Genomic DNA, 18,932 nt, shown 5'->3' on the forward strand with positions numbered 1-18,932 from the left:
CTGTTCTTCCGTGAACCGTGAACGCTTCATGCCGTCCGTCTCCGTGTCGTGACAGACTCTACCAGAATCTGGAGGAAGTTCAGGGGCTCAGGTCAAGAAGCCAGTGTCAGCACGAGATATATAAAACGCCGTAGCCGCAAAGCATCGCCTGTCTGAATGCACCATGTCAGGCGGGCAAATATTGTCTGAAGGCTGAAGGTCATTATAGGGTGATCGTCACTGAGTGGCGTTTATGACGTAAGCCTCCGGTGAAGGCCGTCTTGCGAGATTGGCGTGAACATTGGAAGTCCTAGTGCAAACACCAGGAGTAGTCCTATGACCAAGCATTCGATTGAAGTGATCACGTCTGTCGGGCGCCGTCGGCGCTGGTCTCGCGAGGACAAGGAGCGGCTGGTTGCCGCCTGCCTTGAGCCTGGTGCGGTTCTTTCCGAAATTGCGCGATCGGCCGGCATCCACGTGAGCCAGCTCTTTCGGTGGCGCAAGGAATTCTGCCGGATCGAGGAGCCGTCGACGCCGGGATCGAGCACCTTGGTACCCGTGATCGTTTCGGAGGCCGCGTCGGCAGCCCAGCCTTCCGCCTCAGAAGCGCCGGCCTCATCGCATCCCCGCCGGAAACGCAGCGATGTCACGATTGATCTGGGCCGCGGTCGTCGTGTCCGCGTGGGTAGCGACATCGACACGGAGGCACTTGGCCGCATTCTCGATTGTGTGCTGGGTCGGCGATGATCCTGGTTCCTGCTGGTGTGAAGGTCTGGCTGGCGACAGGCCACACGGACATGCGCAAGGGCTTTCCCGGTTTGTCGTTGATGGTGCAGGAGACGCTGAAGCGCGATCCTATGTGTGGACACCTGTTCGTCTTCCGCGGTCGTGGCGGCGGCCTGATCAAGGTCATCTGGCATGATGGCCAGGGAGCGTGCCTGTTCACGAAGAAGCTGGAGCGGGGACGCTTCATATGGCCGTCGGCGGCCGATGGAACGGTGGTGATTACACCTGCGCAGCTCGGATATCTGCTGGAAGGGATCGACTGGCGGATGCCGCAAAAAACCTGGCGGCCGACCTCGGTCGGGTAAGTAAAAATGCTGGAATGACGGGAGCGAATATGATTCCATCACTCCATGAACGACGCGGCCCAACAGCTTCCTAAGGATCTTGCCAGTGCACTTGCTGTTCTGGCGCAAGAGCGAGCGCGCCGTGTTGCGGCCGAGGCCGAAGCGACGATAGCGAAGGCGGAAGCTGCCAGTGCAAAGGCGCTCGTGTCGCATTCCGAGGCGCTGATCGCCCGGCTGAAGCTGGAGATCGAGAAGGTTCGCCGCGAGCTTTACGGCAGCCGCTCGGAGCGCAAGGCACGGCTTCTCGAACAGATGGAACTGCAGCTCGAAGAACTCGAAGCTGATGCCGGCGAAGATGAACTGGCAGCAGAGATCGCAGCCAGTGCCTCAATCGTCAGGGCCTTCGAACGTAAGCGTCCGTCACGCAAGCCCTTTCCTGAACATCTGCCGCGCGAACGTGTCGTTATCGCCGCCCCAGTCAGTTGTCCCTGCTGTGGATCGGCCAAGCTGTCAAAGCTCGGCGAGGATGTCACCGAGACTTTGGAGGTCATTCCGCGTCAGTGGAAGGTCATTCAGACAGTGCGGGAGAAGTTCTCCTGTCGTGAATGCGAGAAGATCACGCAGGCTCCGGCACCTTTCCATGTGACACCGCGCGGCTTTGCGGGGCCGAACCTTCTGGCGATGATCCTGTTTGAGAAGTTCGCCCAGCATCAACCGCTCAACCGTCAAAGCGAACGCTATTGCCATGAGGGGATCGATCTCAGCCTTTCGACACTGGCTGACCAGGTTGGCGCGTGTGCCGCGGCCCTCAGGCCCATCCATTCGCTAATCGAGGCCCATGTTCTGGCGGCCGAACGACTGCATGGTGATGACACGACTGTGCCGATCCTGGCGAAAGGAAAGACCGATACGGGCAGCATCTGGACCTATGTCAGGGATGACCGGCCATTCGGCGGACAGTCACCGCCCGCCGCCCTCTACTATGCCTCACGAGACCGGCGACAGGAGCATCCCGAGCGCCACCTGAAGACCTACACCGGCATTCTGCAGGCAGATGCCTATGGCGGCTACAATCCGCTGTTCAAAGCAGATCGCGATCCCGCGCCTCTGTGCCAGGCACTCTGCTGGGCACATTCGCGTCGCAAGTTCTTCGTGCTGGCCGACATCGCCACGAACGCCAAACGTGGTGGCAAAGCCGCGCCGATCTCGCCTATTGCGCTGGACGCCGTCAAACGGATCGATCGCCTGTTCGACATCGAACGGGAGATCAACGGTCTTGCCGCCGACCAACGCCTGGAGCGCCGCCACCAAGACAGCCAACCAATCGTCGAAGAACTGCATGGTTGGCTCCAAACCGAGCGGGCAAAGCTGTCGCGCAGTTCTCCGGTCGCCGAGGCAATCGACTACATGCTCAAGCGCTGGGTTGGCTTCACATCCTTCCTCGACGACGGCCGGATCTGTCTCACGAACAACGCCGCCGAGCGCGCGCTCAGAGGCTTCGCACTCGGCAGAAAGTCATGGCTCTTCGCCGGATCGGATCGCGGTGCTGATCGCGCCGCCTTCATGGCCACGCTCATCATGAGCGCCAAGCTCAATGACATCGGACCCGCAGGCTTGGCTCGCCGACGTTCTCGCTAACATTGCCGACACGCCGATCAGCAGGCTGGAGCAATTGCTTCCCTGGAACTGGACACCCCAGTCGCTGAGCGCTCAGGCGGCCTGAACCGCGGTCCTCGCCGGAGGTTTACTTTATGACCGTGAATCAGTTTGAACTATTCTCAGGCTCGTTGCCTGATCGGATATTTTAATGTGCGTTGGAAAGCTGTGAACGCTCAGCGAACACTCAATATCCTAGGCTGCACCTTGAAATGCACCTCAATCAATCCTGGAAATAAAACCATGATCTTGGGAGAAGGTAATGGCGGACAGAGAGGGATTCGAACCCTCGATACGGTTGCCCGTATACACGCGTTCCAGGCGTGCGCCTTCGACCACTCGGCCACCTGTCCATCCTGCACCAGCTTCGGAAAAACCGAAGGGCGGGATCGGCGCGATATATACCGATGCGGCGGCGATGATCAACCCGATTCTGACAGATTTTTGAATTGTTTCGCCTCGTATTCACCGCCAATTGCTTTACCGGGACGAAATGCGCGGCCGATATGCGTCCCTGAAGCTGATCGGACATGAATGGCGTGACATCGGCAACCCGCCTTGCCGCAACGCCTTTCGATACTTATCTTGACGATGATCGCGTTTTGGAGTGCGGACGTTGGTGACCGCCTTCGCCGTTTGCGCTCAGCCCAAAGGAGATCCCGATGTTTCTTTCCACACTCAAGAAGGAAAAGACCGTAATGCCGTCGCCCGATACGGCCCTGCCGGGACGTTCGGCGCCGATCCCCACGGCTGAAAGGCACTTTGTCAACGGCCGTCCGCTTGCCCCGCCCTATCCGGCCGGCATGAAGGAAGTGCAGCTTGGCATGGGGTGCTTCTGGGGCGCGGAGAGACTGCTCTGGCAGACGCCCGGTGTTTATGTGACCGTTGCAGGCTATGCCGGCGGCCTGACCCCCAACCCGACCTATGAAGAAACCTGCACCGGCCTGACCGGTCATGCCGAGGTTGTGCGGGTCATCTATGATCCGGCAGAGGTCAGCCTTGAAAGCCTGCTCCGGCTGTTTTTCGAGGCGCATGATCCGACCCAGGGCATGCGTCAGGGCAACGATATCGGCACCACCTATCGCTCGGCCATCTATCTCGACAACGCGGATGATCTGAAACTGGCCGAAACGGTACGTGACCGCTTCCAGCAGGCACTGACCGACAATGGCCGCAGCGACCGGATCACCACCGAGATCGCACCGGCCGGCGCGTTTTATCCGGCCGAAGACTACCATCAGCAGTATCTGGCCAAGAACCCGGCCGGCTATTGCGGCCTGAAAGGCACCGGCGTTTCCTGCCCGATCGGCTGAGCGTCGGCCCGCAAAGACACAAAGAAAGCGCTCTTGCGCTCCCCAGACACTCGACGAGCCTCCGGCTTTTGGCCGGAGGTTTTATTGCATGGCCCGGCGTTTTATTTGCCCGGTATATTGCACTCAGCACCTGTTCTGAACGCACGCACTGTTCAGCCATCGCATTGTGTGCAGGAACATATCCCCTTCCCCATCCATTTGAGAATCGTTGGATCTGATCGCAGGTCCAACACCCGGATCTGAGGGAACGCCACACGATGCAGCAGCTCGCTGAAAATTTCTGGACTTTCCGTGGCGATTTTAAAGTCGCCAAGGTGATCAACCTCGGCACCCACATGTCGCTTGTGCGACAGGCGAACGGCAGGTTCCTGCTTCTCGACAGCTATGACCTCAAGGAAGACGACCGCAACGCCCTGCTTTCCATGACAGATGGGGGGCGGGCAATCGAAGCCATCATCAACGTCCACCCGTTCCACACGCTTCATTGCGCCGCTGTTCATGCGCTTGTTCCGCAGGCCCGCCTTATCGGAACACGACGCCATCACGAGCAGGCACCGGATTTACCCTGGGAACCGGGGCTGATCGAGGACCCCGAGACCCAGGATGCGTTTGCCGCAGACCTTGCATTCTCGGCCCCGCAGGGCGTCGATTTCATCAGTCACGACGAGAGCGTCCATGTTGCCTCGGTTCTCGTTCGCCACCGGCAGAGCGGCATTGTCCACGTCGATGACACACTCAATGTGCTGGCCGCACCGGGACTTCTAGGCAAGATGCTGCCGCAATCGAAACTGAAATTCCATCCGCAGCTTTCCAAGGCGCTGCAAAAGCGTGCGGGCGCTGCCGACGATTACGCGCGATGGGCACGAAACCTCGCCGAAGCCTGGTCCGGCACGCCGATCGTGTGTGCGGCCCACTCATCCATCCGCAAATTGCCGGAGGACGGCTGGCAACGTGAGATGACCGATGCGCTGGCCGCGGTCGAGAAGACACTGTCCAGACATCGCGCCGCCCACGGCTGATGTTCCGGCCAAACGAAAAACAGAAACACGAGGAAACCCTTTCACATGACCAACTCCCTGAAGACCATCAACCCGTTGACCGAAGAGGAACTCAAATCCTATCCGCAGATGTCGGATGCGGAAGCGACGGCTGTCGTCGAGGCCAGTCACAATGCCTTCCTCGAATGGCGCCTGAGAAGCCTTGAAGAGCGTGCCAAAGTGATCGCGGCAATTGCCGAGGAAATGCGCAAGTCGAAGGACGCGTTCGCCCAGTTGATGACCGACGAAGTCGGCAAGCTGCTGAAGGACAGTCGTGACGAAGTGGAGCTCTGCGCAGCCATCTGCGACTACACGGCGAAGATCGGTCCCGATGCATTGGCAGACGACGAACGCGAGGTCGAAGGCGGCAAGGGCTATGTTACCCACTCTCCGATCGGCGTGATCTATGGCATCCAGCCGTGGAACTTCCCCGCCTATCAGGCCGTGCGATATTCGATCGCCAGCCTGATGGCCGGCAATGGCGTATTGCTGAAACATGCCTCGGCCTGCACCGGAAGCGGTCTTTTCCTGCGCGATCTCTACGAGCGCGCCGGTCTGCCCAAGGGGCTCTTCGGCGTGCTGGTGATCTCGCACGATCAGTCGGACAGGATCATCGAAGACGAACGCGTGCGCGGCGTGACGCTGACGGGCAGCGACAAGGCCGGCCGCGCCGTCGGCGCCAAGGCTGCCGGGCTGGTCAAGAAGACCGTACTCGAGCTGGGCTCCAACGACGCCTATCTGGTGCTCGACGATGCCGATCTGGACCTTGCCGTGAAGACCTGTGTCCAGGGCCGCCTTTACAATAATGGCCAGACCTGCGTGAACGCCAAGCGGTTCATCGTTACCGAGAAGAACTACGATGCCTTCGTCAAGGCCTATGCAGAGGCTTTCGAAGAGATCAGGCTCGGTGACCCATCCGACGAGAACACCGACCTCGGGCCGATGGTGACGGAGAAGCAACGCGACACGCTGCACGAACAGGTGCAGGAGAGCATCGACAAGGGCGCGCGGCTTGTGGTCGGCGGCAAGGTTCCGGACCGCACAGGCTGGTTCTATCCGGCGACCGTTCTTGCCGATGTAGCGCCCGGACAGCCTGCCTATGAGGACGAGATGTTCGGTCCGGCGGCATCCATCATTCGCGCGAAGAACGATGAGGATGCCATGCGGATTGCAAACAGCAGCCGCTACGGTCTTGGCGGCGGCATCTTCAGCCGGGATGTCGAACGCGCCCGCAAGCTGGCGGCAGATCACTTCGACACCGGCATGGTATTCATCAACACCTTCGACGTCGCCTATCCCACCCTGCCCTTCGGCGGCGTCAAGACGTCCGGCTATGGCCGTGAACACGGACCGGAAGGTTTGAAGGAATTCGTCAACATCAAGTCGATCCGGATCGGCTGAGGGGTAGAGATATCACACGAGAATGGGCCGGGTAACCGGCCTATTCTTTAGGCTAACCAATCATGCGCCTGCACTTTCGGGAAAATGGTAACGGAGGGAGCGGTTAAGCGTGCAAGGCAGGCATCGCAAGAACTAGCGCCGGTCATCATTGCACGCCCTTCACCGCAACCGCATTTCACGTGCGAGCGTTGCCATCAACTCTGCTGCGGGCATGGCACGCGCGAGCGGAGCTCCCTGTCCTGCCCATTGCGCACCGTAGCCGCTTTCGCCGCAGGCTTTGGCGGCAGCGTGCAGCGCCTTTCCGGCGTCGTAGGCAATGGGATAGTCGGGCGGCGTGGTTTCGCGAAGTGCGGCCTCCGCCAGTTCCGTGAACCGGTTGGCAAGCGCGCGCGCCGGCCGTCCGGAAATCGCGGCCGTCAGCCGCGTGTGAAGGGCACCCGGCCCCTTCAACGCCGCGCGATAGGCATCATCGGCGGCTGTCTCTGGACAGGCGATGAAGGCTGTGCCGAGCTGCGCGGCGCTCGCGCCGAGATCGCGGGCGGCGGCAATGCCTGCGCCATCCATGATCCCGCCTGCCGCGATGACGGGAATGCCGGTCTTCCTGACCAGAAGTCGCGTCAGCGCAAATGTGCCAAGGCCGACATCGGGTGCAAGCGGATCGAACACACCACGGTGCCCGCCGGCTTCAATGCCCTGCGCGATGACGGCATCGAGCCCGGCAGCCTCAACGGCTTCAGCCTCGGCAAGGTTCGTCGCCGTTGCAAAAAGCCGGATTCCCGCATCCTTCAAGGCAGCTAGCGTTTCAGCCGGCGGCAGGCCGAAATGAAAGCTGACGACCGCCGGTTTTTTCTCGACCAGAAGAGACAGCATCTCCGGATCATCCGTAAAACTCTTATAGATGACGCGCAGCCCGGCCGGCGGCGCGGCGCCGAATTCGGCGAAGGCCGGCTTGAGAGCCGCAATCCATGCCGCCTCCCGCTCCAGGTTCTGGACGGCAGGGCCATGCACGAAGACGTTGACGTTGAAGGGCCGGTCCGTTCGGGCGAAGGTCTCGTCGATCATCTTGCGGGCACCGGCGACGTCGCTCGCGCCAATGCCGATCGAGCCGAGCCCGCCGGCGTTTGATACCGCCGCCGCCAGCGCCGGCGTCGAAACGCCGGCCATCGGCGCCTGAATGATTGGCAGCGTCATTCCGATTTTTTCCAGCACGTCGCCATCTCCCTTCGCTCTTCGGGGCATACATCTGCCGGGCCAGCGCAAATCCTCGGCAAGAGAATTGGCTCTGGCGTGTATTTCCACTTAACGAATATATATTCCCGCTCGTTTTGTAATTGAAAATTCCAGATGGACCTTGCCGCACTCGCCGTCTTCAGGGCCGACGCCAGGAAGGAGAGCATCACCCGAGCCGCCGCGCTGCCTGGTCGCGTGCCGTCGAACGCCACCACCGGATCCGGCAACTGGAAGCGGAAATCGGCGTGGCGCTTTTCATCTACGAGACGCGACGCTTGGTGCTGACAAGCAAGGCGAAACCTATCTCGATTATGCCGAACGCATCCTGGTCGGACCGAAGGGGCATCGCAGGTGGTCACGCGGGGTAACCACGGCATTGAGCCTCATTGCGAACATCCAGCTTTGCCTGGATGCCCGCAATGATCGTGGAACAGTGCTCAGATGGACTGGCCGCCAGAAACCTCGATGCGCTGCGCCGTTACCCAGCGGTTTCCATCATCCAGCAGGTTGGCGATCATCATGCCGACGTCGTCGGGAAGCCCGACGCGGCCCAGGGCTGTCATCTGCGCGAACTGGGCATTGACATCTGCGTTGTCGCGCACCAGTCCCCCGCCGAAATCGGTCTCGATCGCACCTGGAGCGACGGTATTGACCGCAATGCCGCGCGCGCCGAATTCGCGCGCCATATAGACCGTCAGCATTTCGACCGCCGCCTTGGCCGCCGAATATGCCGCAAAGCCGGGATAGGAGACGCGCGTGAGACCAGACGAGAAGTTCACGATCCGTCCCTGGTCGGCCACGAGCGGCAGAAGCGCCTGCACGAGGAAGAAGACGCCCTTGACATGAACCTGGAACAGCCCGTCGAATTGGGCTTCAGTGGTCTCCTCGATCAGCGCGAACTCGCCATGCCCGGCGTTGTTGACGAGATGGTCGAAGCTGTCGCGGCCCCAGACTTCTTTGAGGCGGTCGCGCAGGGTCGCGGCGAAGGCCGGGAAGCTTGCCGTTTCCGCCATGTCGAGTTTCAGAGTCACCGCACGGCGGCCCATCCCACGGATCTCGGCGGCAACCTCTTCGGCCTGCGTCTCGTCCGAACGATAGGTGAGGATGACATCTCCGCCGGCCCGGGCAATGGCGAGAGCGGTATTGCGACCCAGGCCGCGATTGGCTCCGGTGACGAGAGTGATCTTGCTCATGGGTATGTCCTTTCAGGTTTTGTGATATCCGGGATATAGAGATGGCCGGCAGGGCCGTGTTGCCCGATGCCCTCCACTTCTTGCCTATTCCCGCTCATCACTTTCAATTTCTCCCGAAACAGGGCATTTTCTCTGCATGACTGTTGCTCAAACCAATCACGATTTTGCTGCGCTGCTTGCGTATTGCCGCCGCTTCGCCGATGCGCATGCCACGCCGGACGGTTCCGCGCCAACATCTGTGCGCGGCCTTTCGGTGGTGCGGGCCCTTGATCCGGGCGCGCTGCAGGTTGCGGTCCAGAGACCCGTGATCGCCATGCTGTTGCAGGGCCGCAAGCGCGTGACCACGCCGGGCGCGAGCTTTGAATATGTCGCGGGAGAAGCGATGGTGGTCTCGGCGGATATTCCAACGGTCAGCCAGATTACCCGCGCGAGTGCGGCGGCGCCCTATTATGCCCTTGTGATGGAACTCGACCCGGCCATCCTGCGTGAGCTGATCCATGTGGTTGCGGATCGGCCGAGGGAGGCGCGGACCGTGAGGGTGGAGCCGATCGCTGCCGAAGTGACCGACGCCGCCTTGCGTCTCGTTCGGCTGCTTGATCAACCCGAAGCCCTGGCGGTGCTGGGCGAAGGCCTTTTGCGGGAGTTGCACTACTGGCTCCTCACCGGGGTTCATGGACCGGCGATCAGCGCTCTGGGCGTGGTCGACAGCCATGCGGAAAGGATCGGGCGCGCGATCGAAATCCTCCGCCGCGAATTCAGGCGCAGGATACAGGTGGACGAACTGGCCAAATCCGCCGGAATGAGCGAGGCGGCGTTTCACAGGCATTTCCGCGCGCTCACGACCCTGTCGCCGCTGCAATTCCAGAAGCAGCTGCGGCTGATCGAAGCCAGACGGCTGATGCTGAGCGAGGGCGCGGAGATTATGCAGGCGGCTCACGCGGTCGGATATGCCAGCGTCCCGCAGTTCACCCGGGAGTATGGCCGCATGTTCGACGTTTCGCCGGGCAGAGACATCCGCTATCAAGGCGCTGGTCTCGACAGTCATGACGATGAGCTGGCCGGATAAAACCTTTGGCGATCTTCGGCGTGCCGCTCATGAGGGAAAGCGCCCGCCGATAAACCGAGAGGGTGTGCCGTGGCTCGCCCCTACGGCCCGCGACCGATCAGACCATCGAGCATTGTATCCAGGAGGAAGAGGACGCGCTGCTGCCAGTCCTCCTGATCGAATTCGTAGCACAGTGCGACCAGAACCCTCAGCAGATCTTGCGGCTCCATGCGCGGCCGTCCGGCCTGTCCGGGAACCGCGCGTTCAAGCAGGTGCCCGACGGCGATCGTCAGATGATCGCTGGAATAGGCGGTCAGATCATCGGGCACCCGGGCCGACCATCTGAGCGCTTCGGCCATGCCCTTTTTAGTCGAGACGAAATCGACCGTGGCCGCCAACCATGTCCGCAGTGCCTGGACGGGGTCGAGATCGTCACCGAGCGCGGCGGCGAGATCGACGAGTTCGTCCACCTCGCGATGGTAAACGGCGGCCGCCAGCGCATCGCGTGAGCCGAAATGCCGATAAAGCGTGGCGATCCCGACGCCGGCCTTGCGGGCGACCGCTTCGAGGCTGATTGCCTTGTGTCCTTCAACGAATTCTGCACGGGCCGCTTCGATGATGCGGGCCTTGTTCGCAGCGGCATCCGCGCGCATCGCAGTTTCAACTTTCGAGGTTCGCACACCGGTTCCCTTGCATAAACGGAGGCCCCTCCATATATAGACCGGACCGCACCTGACAGCCTGATTACTGGAGAAAGCATATGGTTCAACATAATAACGCAGCTCATCAAACGGATGAGGAGCGCATCAATCAAGTGCTGCAAACTATCGCGAATGCCTTCAAGAGTCAGCTTCGTGCCCCGATCCTGCGCACGCCCGCCGATGTCGGCCTGCAATTCGAGGATGTCGTGTTTCCGGCGCTCGACGGGGTGCCAATCGAAGCCTGGTTCATTCCCAGGGCGGGGTCGAACCGCCTGGTGATCGTCAATCATCCGCGCGGCTTCAACCGCTACGGTTCGCCTTCCCATCTTGAGCCATGGAAATCGACGCTGTCGGCGGCAGGAAACGACATCGAGGTCGATTTCACGCAGGACTATCGCATCCTCCACGACGCGGGCTACAACGTGCTGACCTACGACCTGCGCCATCACGGTCTCAGCGGGATCGGCAACGGTATCGTCACCAGCGGCCGGTTCGAATCGCGGGACGTCGTGGGTGCCCAGCGCTACGTCCGGTCGCGTGAGGATCTGCGCGATATGTCGGTTGGGCTGTTGAGCCGGTGCCTGGGCTGCAATTCGACGATGTTCGCCATGTCGTTCTACCCGGACGAATTCGAGGGGGTGCGCTGCCTGGTTGGGGCGCAGCCGCTGTCTCCGAGATTTTACTACGAAGGTCAGCTCGCCGTGTCCGGCATTCCCGCCGACCGGATCGAGACCCTCGATCACTTCGTCAAAATGGCGACCGGCTTCAGCTTCGATCAGCTCTCGCCGGTGGAGCCGGCGAAGGACGTGACCCTGCCGACGTTCCTCTATCAGGTCCGCAATGATTCCATGAGCAAGCCCGTGGACGTGCAGACGATCTTCGACAGCCTGGGCGCAGCCGACAAGGATCTGTTCTGGATCGAGGGCACGACGCGGCGTTGGGACGGCTACAACTATTTCTCGCGCAACCCGCAGCCGATGCTCGACTGGTTCGACAGGCACATGGAGTAAGCCCTGGGGCCGGACGGGAGCAATGCCGCGCGCCGACAGCACGGCTACGAGATCGAAGGTCTCCGTGAGAGTGTCTGCCCATATGGGGCAGCCCGTTCCTGACCTTGCCAAGCGTGGCCGGATCGGTAACGTTGGCAGTTGATACAATCACGGGACCTTGAGTGCGATGATCTCGATTTATGCTTTGGTGTGGCTGGGCGTTCTGGCCACTCAGATTTCTCCGGGGCCAAATCTGGCAGCCGTTGCCTCGGTTGGCCTGGCGCATGGCAGGCGCCCGGCTCTGTTTGTCGTGACGGGCATTGCTTCGGGTATGCTCGTCTGGTCGATGGCGACGGCTCTCGGTCTTGGCGTTCTCATCGAAGCATTCCCGATGTCACTGCTTGTGCTGAAGTTCCTGGGGGGAGGATACCTCCTTTTCCTGGGTCTGAAGGCGGCGCGTGCGACCTTGCGAGGGGGCGCGGCGCAAACAATTATACCCGGTGCGCGCGTTTTGAGCGATGGGCAGGCGTGGCGGCACGGCATCCTCGTTTTGCTCACCAATCCCAAAGCCGCGCTCATGTGGGCTGCAGTCGCGTCCTTCCTCTTCGGCCATGGGTTGAATGCATGGTATGTTCTGGCGTTCGGTCCGATGGGCGCTCTTTCGGGGCTGGTTATCTACGGAACCTATGCATGGCTGTTCTCAACCGGTGCCGCCATGCGTGGCTATACGCGTTTCGCACGGTGGTTCGAAGGCGTTTTCGCGGCTGCCTTCGGATTGATGGGGGCAAGTCTGCTCTGGGCGGCCCTGCGCGAAGCACGCAGATGACGGCATTCAACGGGATCTGTCGCTCACAAGCTTAGAGTGGTTCAGGCCGAAATGCCGGCCGCAATCTCCTGACGGCCACGATTGTCTGTTGGACGGCATGGAATTCGACCGGATTGCAGCACAGCAGATCGCCGACGGGGACCATATCGACCGAAGCCTGTTTTCTTGTCTTTCTTCGCCCGGGCAGGACGACGTTCAATTCAGCTCTTCATGATGAGTTCCCGTCCGACCCGCTTTGCGGGTTCGCTGCGCAGCACGATCGCCGTGGTGACCGAACCATAACGGGCAATGGCATCGACGATGCCTTCCAGTTCGGCTGGCGAGGGAACGATCACTTTCAGATGGAAACAGTCTTCTCCCGTCAGTCTCAGAACCTCGATCACCTGAGGCATGCCGGAAAACTGCTTCAGGCAAGCCTCGATATGTTCATGCGTGGTGCGCAGACGGATAATTGCCATCATCCCAAGACCGACCGAGGCTGGATCGATGACAGCCCTGTAGCCATTGATGATGCCGCGTTCTTCAAGTCGCTTCAGACGTTCCGACGTTGCCGGCTGAGAAAGCCCGACCCTTCTTCCCAGTTCGGAAACGCTGATGCGCCCGTCATCCTGTAACGTTTCGATTATGGAGATGTCCGTTGGATCGAGTGCGGGGCGTTGATCGGCGTGTTTCATAGTGACCTTGAATCCATCGGCTGTCGGGCTTGTTTTCCGATGAATGTCTATTTTTCCCACTCTTGTAAATGGGCATAACGGCAGCAGAAAAACGAAGAGACGAGACATGACCGAGATCATTCATCTGCCGGGTATCGGCAATTCCGGCAAAACCCACTGGCAAACGCTTTGGGAGGATGCCGATCCCGCCATACGTCGTTTTGCTCCGGCAAGCTGGAACAAGCCGGATCTTTCCGACTGGATTGCGGCACTGGAAAAAGCCATACGCACCGCGCAAACACCACCCGTTCTTGTGGCCCACAGTCTGGCCTGCCTGCTTGTTGCGCATTGGCATCAGGTTTCCGATCTGCCGATCAAGGAGGCAATGCTGGTCGCCGTGCCTGATCCGCGCTCTCAGGCCTTTCCGTTGCTGGCGGCCGGTTTCGCAGATGCACCGCAGACGAAATTCAGATTCCCCTCTCTGATTGTGGCAAGCACCGACGATCCCTATGGCTCGCTGCCTTACGTCCGCTCGCAAGCCGAAAAGTGGGGGAGCGATCTGGCGGTCATCGGCGCAGTTGGTCATATCAACGATCAAAGCCAGCTGGGCGGCTGGCCGGAAGGCAAGGCGCTTCTCGAGGACTTCGTGAGCCGCGTGTAACCCACATTGCATTTGAACCGCGGTTTTCCGGGTTCTTCTACTCAGCGGAATAGGATTTGAGGGGGCGCGGCGGATAGCCGAAGTGCAACGGTATACCGATGCAGCAATGCGCGAGAGCTTAGCTGACTCGGCTTGCGAGAAGCTGATCTCTCGACCAAACCGAGAACAAACTGTGGTGAACCTTCAGTCTAGGTTCGCCAAAAATAATATTAAGGTGCTGAAATAAAATACGAAATTAGAATTTTTGGTGGGCCTGGAGGGACTCGAACCCCCAACCAAGCGGTTATGAGCCGCCGGCTCTAACCATTGAGCTACAGGCCCATCCGGCATCAGGCAGCTTTCAGCCGGCGCCGCGCTGGCAATGGCTCCTTGCGCGGTCATTCCGACTACCCCAAAATCAAAAGCACGGCAAGCCTTGCCGCATTGGCTTCACAATTGGCCGTCAAGACAATGTGAAACATTTTCAAGGAGGGACTTTCATGACCAATCTACCGGTTCGCATCGCAGCCGCCGGGCTTCTGTTTGCCGCGCCGTTCGCGGGCCAGACAGCATTTGCCCAGTCTGCGGACACCCCGGCGACCATTTCCATTTCCGCCGAAGGCGATGCAACGCTGGTGCCGGATATGGCGACCGTTTCGCTTGCCGTCGTATCCCAGGCCGACGACACCGCCACCGCCATGGCCGAAAACTCCGCCGCCATGCAGAAGGTGATGGCCGCGCTGATGGAAGACGGCATTGCCGAAAAGGATATCCAGACCGCCAATTTCTCCGTCAATCCGCGCTACCGGCAGGTCAAGGCATCCGACGGTTCTACCGGGAGCGAGATCGCTGGCTACGAGGTGCGCAACGCGCTCAATGTGAAAGTCCGCGACCTTACAAAGCTCGGCGCCGTGCTGGACCGCGCGGTCGCACTCGGGGTCAATTCCGGTGGCGGCATCGCGCTTTCAAACAGTGATCCGCATGCCGCCGAAAACGAAGCGCGCCGCGAGGCCGTCGCCAACGCGCTCGCCAAGGCCGAAACCCTTGCAGAAGCGGCCGGCGTTTCTCTCGGCGATGTGCTGTCCATCTCCGAACAGAGTTCGATGCCGGGGCCTGTGATGTTCGCCCGGTCCGACATGATGATGGCAAAGGCATCGGGCGCACCGCCGATTGCCGCCGGTGAAAACACCTATACCATCACCGTCAACATGACCCTGGCAATCGAGCAGGACTAGAGCCCTGAAGAATTTTGCCAGTTTCCGGGGTGAGGCTGTTCATACGGGTAGTCCGCCCCGCGCCTTTTTATGCATTCAAACAGTCCTGAACCGTTCCGGTCGCGAAAATAGCGAAAGCGCGCAGCAAATCACCCCACAGCCAACTCACCCGGCTATCCGGCGGAGCGCCACAGGGCAGAATTCGCCATGCCGCTTTTACCGTTACGGGGAAAGATGCAGCACGATTTCGCGGTGGTGCGGGCGGTCGCGGTGCTCGAAGAGATAAAGCCCCTGCCAGGTGCCGAGCAGTGGTCTGCCGTCTGCCACCGGCACCGAAAGCGAAACCTGTGTCAGCGCGGTCTTGATATGGGCGGGCATATCGTCCGGGCCTTCCAGCCGGTGAACCAGATAGTGCATCGCAGGGTCATCGGCGCGCGGTACAAGTCTGGAGAAATAGGCCGACAGGTCCCGCTTCACATCGGGATCGGCATTTTCCTGGATCAGCAGCGAGCAGGACGTGTGCCGCACGAACACGGTCAGCAGCCCCTCCCCGTCCGTATTGCCGCGCACGAAACGGCACGCCTCGTCGGTGAGTTCATAAAGCCCCTGTCCACGGGTCTGAATGGTCAGACGGGTCTGCGGCATGGTGTCCTTTCCTTGCCGCACCGGCCTCTTTTTTAAAAGAGGCCGGTGCAGTGCGCATCACAGCGCCTTTTCAAGTTCCGGCAGGATCTCGAACAGATCGCCGACAAGGCCGTAATCGGCCACCTGGAAGATCGGGGCTTCCTCGTCCTTGTTGATGGCGACGATCACCTTCGAATCCTTCATGCCCGCCAGATGCTGGATGGCACCGGAAATGCCGCAGGCAATGTAGAGTTCAGGCGCCACCACCTTGCCGGTCTGGCCCACCTGCCAGTCGTTCGGCGCGTAGCCGGCATCGACGGCGGCGCGCGAAGCGCCAACGGCGGCTCCAAGCCTGTCGGCCACCGGCAGGATGACCTCCTGGAATTTTTCCGAGGACCCCAGCGCACGTCCGCCGGAAATGATGATCTTCGCCGAGGTCAGTTCCGGGCGTTCCGATTTGGCAATCTCGTTCTTCACGAAAGTCGAGAGGCCGGGATCGTCTGCGGCACCCACCGTCTCGACTGCGGCCGAACCGGTCATGCCGGCGGCGGCAAAACCGGCGGTGCGTACGGAAATCACCTTCCTGGCGTCGTGGGATTTGACGGTCTCGATCGCGTTTCCGGCATAGGTCGGGCGCTTGAAGGTGTCGGGCGCAACGACTTCGGTGATCTCGGAAATCTGCATCACATCCAGAAGCGCGGCCACGCGCGGCAGCACATTCTTGCCGGTGGAGGTGGCCGCCGCCATGATCACGTCATAGGCGTCGGCAAGGCCGAGAATGGTGGCGGAAAGCGGTTCGGCCAGGCTTTCGGCAAGGGCGTCGCTTTCAGCCAGCAGCACCTTGGAAACGCCGTCGATCTTTGCCGCGTCGTCGGCTGCTGCCGCGCAGGCCTTGCCGGCGACCAGCACATGGATATCGCCGCCGATGGCGGCAGCCGCGGTTGCGGCCTTGGCGGTCTGTTCGGAAACGGCCGCGCCGTTGTGTTCTGCAACGAGAAGAATGGTCATGGTCTCGATATCTCCTTACAGCACGCCGGCTTCGTTCTTCAGCTTGTCGACCAGTTCGGCGGCATTGGCCACCTTGATACCGGCCTTGCGGGCTTCCGGCTCCTCGGTCTTCAGCACTTCCAGACGACGGGCGATGTCAACGCCGAAATCAGCCGGTGTCTTCTTGTCGACCGGCTTTTTCTTCGCCTTCATGATGTTCGGCAGCGAAGCGTAACGCGGCTCGTTGAGGCGCAGGTCCGTGGTGATGATGGCCGGCAGCTTGACGGTGATGGTCTGCAGCCCGCCATCGATCTCGCGGATCACGGTCGCTTCGCTCTCCCCGACTTCAAGCTTGGAGGCATAGGTCGCCTGGCTCCAGCCGAGAAGGGCCGACAGCATCTGGCCCGTCTGGTTGCTGTCGTCGTCAATCGCCTGCTTGCCGAGAATGACGAGGCCGGGCTCTTCCGCCGCGGCAACTTCCTTGAGAAGCTTGGCAACGGCAAGCGGCTCGACGGTTTCGTCGGTGGCAATCAGGATGCCGCGGTCAGCACCCATGGCAAGGGCGGTGCGGATGGTTTCTTCCGCCTTGGCCGGGCCGATGGAAACCGCAATCACTTCGGTGGCGATGCCGGCTTCCTTCAGCCTGAGGGCTTCTTCCACCGCGATCTCGTCGAACGGGTTCATCGACATTTTCACATTGGCGAGTTCAACGCCGGTGCCATCCGGTTTCACACGAATCTTGACGTTGTAATCGACAACCCGCTTTACCGGGACCAGAACCTTCATCTTCTACCTCCTGGATCAGGGCCTCACGGCCTCAATCGAGACATTTGGGCCGGAACGGACATTCCGGCGTGGGTGAGATTGCGGCCTTTCGACCGCGCTCGCTTGCCAATGGGCGACATGAATAATTTCATTTGCCTGCTTTGACAAAGAATCATTGCCTCAAAACAGGCATTTTTCGATAAATCATCGGTTTTTCCCCGGCACCCACAAAATGTCGGCGCGGCCATCGTCGTTGGCATGGCGGGCGGCCACGAACAGGTAATCGGAAAGCCGGTTGATATAGGAAAGCGCAGGTTTGCCGACCGCTTCTTCCGCCCCAAGCGCCACCATGGTCCGTTCCGCCCGGCGGCAGACGGTGCGCGCCATGTGCAGCCCGCTGGCCAGCCGGCTACCGCCGGGCAGGATGAAGGAGGTGAGCGGCGAAAGCGCCGCATTCAGCCGGTCGATCTCGCTTTCGAGCCATTCGACCTGCGTGGTGACGATCCGCAGCGGCTCATAGGAAAGCGCATCACCGGTTTCCGGCGTTGCCAGATCGGCGCCGAGATCAAAAAGATCGTTCTGAATGCGTTTCAGCCCGCCGGCAAGCGCGCCTTCGCCATCGATTTCAAGCCGCACCAGACCGAGCGCGGCATTGGTTTCGTCCACATCGCCGATGGCGTGGAGCCGGAGATCGGATTTCTTGCGGCGCGGACCAGTGGCAAGCCCGGTCGTGCCGCCATCGCCGGTGCGCGTATAGATCTTGTTGAGTTTGACCATGCCTGAAAATCAGTGTCCGGACTGGATGAGCCAGAGTGTGAACATGATGAGGACGATTGCGATTGCCTGAAAGGCAATGCGCCCCTGCATCATCTTGTTGGAAAATTGAGGGCTGCCGCCCTTCATCATGTTTATGAGGCCGCGCACCAGAAAGAACACGACCAGCATCATCGCAATGATTGTCACGAATATGAAAAAGCTGGACATGGGGCGGTACCGTCTCCTCCGTTGTTCCCACCTGCGCAGGAAAGCTGCATCAGACGATAAATTGCACAAGCATGCAAGGGCAGCGGATGTTCATGCTGCAAACGCTGCGGCAACGGCCGCCTCCAGAAGGGCCTCCATGCCGCCGTCAAATGCCACCAGATAGACAGCGGTGATGACAGGCAGAGCCGAGGCCATATCTATGATCGTCGTGGCCGCAATTGTTGCGGCCTTGTTCGCCGGAAAACCGTAAACGCCGGTCGAAATGGCCGGAAAGGCGATCGTGCGGCAACCGTTTTCCGCCGCCAGATTCAGGGAATTGCGATAGCAGCTTTCAAGACATTCAGCCTCGTTATGCGATCCTCCCTTCCAGACGGGGCCGACCGTGTGAATCACATGACGCGCCGGCAGATCGTATCCGGCGGTGATCCGCGCTTCGCCGGTGGGACAGCCTCCAAGCGTGCGGCATTCGGCCAGAAGGCCGGGACCGGCTGCCCTGTGAATGGCGCCGTCGACCCCTCCCCCGCCCAGAAGCGAGGTATTGGCGGCATTGACGACAACATCGACGTCAAGCCTGGTGATGTCGGCCCTGATGACGGAAATTTCGGTCATTGTGTTCTCCTCGGTC

General features: G+C 60.5%; 21 protein-coding genes and 2 tRNA genes. 11 read left to right on the plus strand and 12 right to left on the minus strand.

The window, feature by feature from the left end; translation table 11 throughout:
• Positions 1 to 315: 315 nt before the first annotated feature.
• The 3 genes from tnpA (at position 316) to tnpC (ending at position 2,772) form a co-directional block, all read left to right on the plus strand.
• Positions 316 to 726, plus strand: coding sequence for an IS66-like element accessory protein TnpA (tnpA, locus tag ABID12_RS12285; protein ID WP_354434442.1), 411 nt, complete (start codon positions 316 to 318; stop codon positions 724 to 726).
• Positions 723 to 1,070, plus strand: a complete 348-nt coding sequence (gene tnpB, locus ABID12_RS12290; RefSeq protein ID WP_354434443.1) for an IS66 family insertion sequence element accessory protein TnpB — start codon at positions 723 to 725, stop codon at positions 1,068 to 1,070. Before tnpA ends, tnpB begins: the two co-directional genes overlap by 4 nt.
• A gap of 45 nt (positions 1,071 to 1,115) precedes the next feature.
• Positions 1,116 to 2,772, plus strand: a protein-coding gene (tnpC, locus tag ABID12_RS12295) for an IS66 family transposase (RefSeq protein WP_354434444.1) whose coding sequence is annotated in 2 segments (ribosomal slippage) — positions 1,116 to 2,651 and positions 2,653 to 2,772 — 1,656 coding nt in all. Because the reading frame shifts where the segments join, the coding sequence is not laid out codon by codon here.
• Between the two features lie 196 nt (positions 2,773 to 2,968).
• Here tnpC and ABID12_RS12300 read toward each other — a convergent pair.
• A tRNA-Ser gene (locus ABID12_RS12300) sits at positions 2,969 to 3,058 on the minus strand.
• Between the two features lie 309 nt (positions 3,059 to 3,367).
• On the opposite strand from ABID12_RS12300, the gene msrA reads away from it, so the two are divergent.
• From msrA to ABID12_RS12315, 3 genes are all read left to right on the plus strand, one after another.
• A complete protein-coding gene (msrA, locus tag ABID12_RS12305) occupies positions 3,368 to 4,018 on the plus strand; it encodes a peptide-methionine (S)-S-oxide reductase MsrA (RefSeq protein WP_354434445.1) in 651 nt (216 codons plus the stop codon).
• A gap of 257 nt (positions 4,019 to 4,275) precedes the next feature.
• Positions 4,276 to 5,037: a hypothetical protein gene (locus tag ABID12_RS12310; protein ID WP_354434446.1), complete on the plus strand. Its 762-nt coding sequence runs from the start codon at positions 4,276 to 4,278 to the stop codon at positions 5,035 to 5,037.
• 45 nt (positions 5,038 to 5,082) lie between these two features.
• Positions 5,083 to 6,456, plus strand: a complete 1,374-nt coding sequence (locus ABID12_RS12315; RefSeq protein WP_354434447.1) for an NAD-dependent succinate-semialdehyde dehydrogenase — start codon at positions 5,083 to 5,085, stop codon at positions 6,454 to 6,456.
• Between the two features lie 159 nt (positions 6,457 to 6,615).
• Here ABID12_RS12315 and ABID12_RS12320 read toward each other — a convergent pair whose 3' ends face one another.
• Positions 6,616 to 7,665, minus strand: a complete 1,050-nt coding sequence (locus ABID12_RS12320) for an NAD(P)H-dependent flavin oxidoreductase (RefSeq protein WP_354434448.1) — start codon at positions 7,663 to 7,665, stop codon at positions 6,616 to 6,618.
• A gap of 458 nt (positions 7,666 to 8,123) precedes the next feature.
• Complete coding sequence (locus ABID12_RS12325) at positions 8,124 to 8,879, minus strand: SDR family NAD(P)-dependent oxidoreductase (RefSeq protein WP_354434449.1); 756 nt, start codon at positions 8,877 to 8,879, stop codon at positions 8,124 to 8,126.
• Between the two features lie 136 nt (positions 8,880 to 9,015).
• Here ABID12_RS12325 and ABID12_RS12330 point away from each other — a divergent pair, with 136 nt between their 5' ends.
• Positions 9,016 to 9,945 (plus strand): AraC family transcriptional regulator, encoded by a 930-nt coding sequence (locus tag ABID12_RS12330; protein WP_354434450.1) that lies wholly within the window; start codon positions 9,016 to 9,018, stop codon positions 9,943 to 9,945.
• Positions 9,946 to 10,025: 80 nt separating this feature from the next.
• On the opposite strand, the gene ABID12_RS12335 is transcribed toward ABID12_RS12330, so the two are convergent.
• Complete coding sequence (locus tag ABID12_RS12335) at positions 10,026 to 10,604, minus strand: TetR/AcrR family transcriptional regulator (RefSeq protein ID WP_354434451.1); 579 nt, start codon at positions 10,602 to 10,604, stop codon at positions 10,026 to 10,028.
• A gap of 80 nt (positions 10,605 to 10,684) precedes the next feature.
• Here ABID12_RS12335 and ABID12_RS12340 point away from each other — a divergent pair, with 80 nt between their 5' ends.
• Both ABID12_RS12340 and ABID12_RS12345 read left to right on the plus strand, forming a co-directional pair.
• Positions 10,685 to 11,635, plus strand: a complete 951-nt coding sequence (locus ABID12_RS12340) for an alpha/beta hydrolase family protein (RefSeq protein WP_354434452.1) — start codon at positions 10,685 to 10,687, stop codon at positions 11,633 to 11,635.
• 166 nt (positions 11,636 to 11,801) lie between these two features.
• Positions 11,802 to 12,440 (plus strand): LysE family translocator, encoded by a 639-nt coding sequence (locus ABID12_RS12345; RefSeq protein ID WP_354434453.1) that lies wholly within the window; start codon positions 11,802 to 11,804, stop codon positions 12,438 to 12,440.
• Between the two features lie 200 nt (positions 12,441 to 12,640).
• Here the strand turns inward: ABID12_RS12345 and ABID12_RS12350 are convergent, their stop codons facing one another.
• The gene (locus ABID12_RS12350) at positions 12,641 to 13,114 is read right to left on the minus strand and encodes an Lrp/AsnC family transcriptional regulator (RefSeq protein ID WP_354434565.1); all 474 of its coding nucleotides are present in this window, start codon (positions 13,112 to 13,114) and stop codon (positions 12,641 to 12,643) included.
• Between the two features lie 106 nt (positions 13,115 to 13,220).
• On the opposite strand from ABID12_RS12350, the gene ABID12_RS12355 reads away from it, so the two are divergent.
• Positions 13,221 to 13,754 carry an RBBP9/YdeN family alpha/beta hydrolase gene (locus ABID12_RS12355; protein ID WP_354434454.1) on the plus strand — a complete coding sequence of 178 codons (534 nt, stop codon included), beginning with the start codon at positions 13,221 to 13,223 and terminating at the stop codon, positions 13,752 to 13,754.
• A gap of 245 nt (positions 13,755 to 13,999) precedes the next feature.
• Here ABID12_RS12355 and ABID12_RS12360 read toward each other — a convergent pair.
• A tRNA-Ile gene (locus ABID12_RS12360) sits at positions 14,000 to 14,075 on the minus strand.
• A 158-nt stretch (positions 14,076 to 14,233) separates the two neighbouring features.
• Here ABID12_RS12360 and ABID12_RS12365 point away from each other — a divergent pair.
• Entirely contained in the window at positions 14,234 to 14,968 is a 735-nt protein-coding gene (locus tag ABID12_RS12365) for an SIMPL domain-containing protein (protein ID WP_319518988.1), read from the plus strand.
• A 201-nt stretch (positions 14,969 to 15,169) separates the two neighbouring features.
• On the opposite strand, the gene ABID12_RS12370 is transcribed toward ABID12_RS12365, so the two are convergent.
• From ABID12_RS12370 to ABID12_RS12395, 6 genes are all read right to left on the minus strand, one after another.
• Entirely contained in the window at positions 15,170 to 15,592 is a 423-nt protein-coding gene (locus tag ABID12_RS12370; protein ID WP_354434455.1) for a secondary thiamine-phosphate synthase enzyme YjbQ, read from the minus strand.
• Between the two features lie 57 nt (positions 15,593 to 15,649).
• Positions 15,650 to 16,579, minus strand: a complete 930-nt coding sequence (locus ABID12_RS12375; protein ID WP_354434456.1) for an electron transfer flavoprotein subunit alpha/FixB family protein — start codon at positions 16,577 to 16,579, stop codon at positions 15,650 to 15,652.
• A 15-nt stretch (positions 16,580 to 16,594) separates the two neighbouring features.
• On the minus strand, positions 16,595 to 17,344 hold the full coding sequence (locus ABID12_RS12380) for an electron transfer flavoprotein subunit beta/FixA family protein (RefSeq protein ID WP_354434457.1): 750 nt from the start codon (positions 17,342 to 17,344) through the stop codon (positions 16,595 to 16,597).
• 183 nt (positions 17,345 to 17,527) lie between these two features.
• A complete protein-coding gene (locus ABID12_RS12385) occupies positions 17,528 to 18,100 on the minus strand; it encodes a cob(I)yrinic acid a,c-diamide adenosyltransferase (protein WP_354434458.1) in 573 nt (190 codons plus the stop codon).
• 9 nt (positions 18,101 to 18,109) lie between these two features.
• Complete coding sequence (locus tag ABID12_RS12390) at positions 18,110 to 18,307, minus strand: twin transmembrane helix small protein (protein ID WP_106306645.1); 198 nt, start codon at positions 18,305 to 18,307, stop codon at positions 18,110 to 18,112.
• A 90-nt stretch (positions 18,308 to 18,397) separates the two neighbouring features.
• Positions 18,398 to 18,916, minus strand: coding sequence for an O-acetyl-ADP-ribose deacetylase (locus tag ABID12_RS12395; RefSeq protein WP_354434459.1), 519 nt, complete (start codon positions 18,914 to 18,916; stop codon positions 18,398 to 18,400).
• Between the last annotated feature and the right edge of the window lie 16 nt (positions 18,917 to 18,932).

The sequence above is a fragment of the Martelella mangrovi genome (genome assembly GCF_040545495.1).
In the GTDB taxonomy this organism is placed as follows: domain Bacteria; phylum Pseudomonadota; class Alphaproteobacteria; order Rhizobiales; family Rhizobiaceae; genus Martelella; species Martelella mangrovi.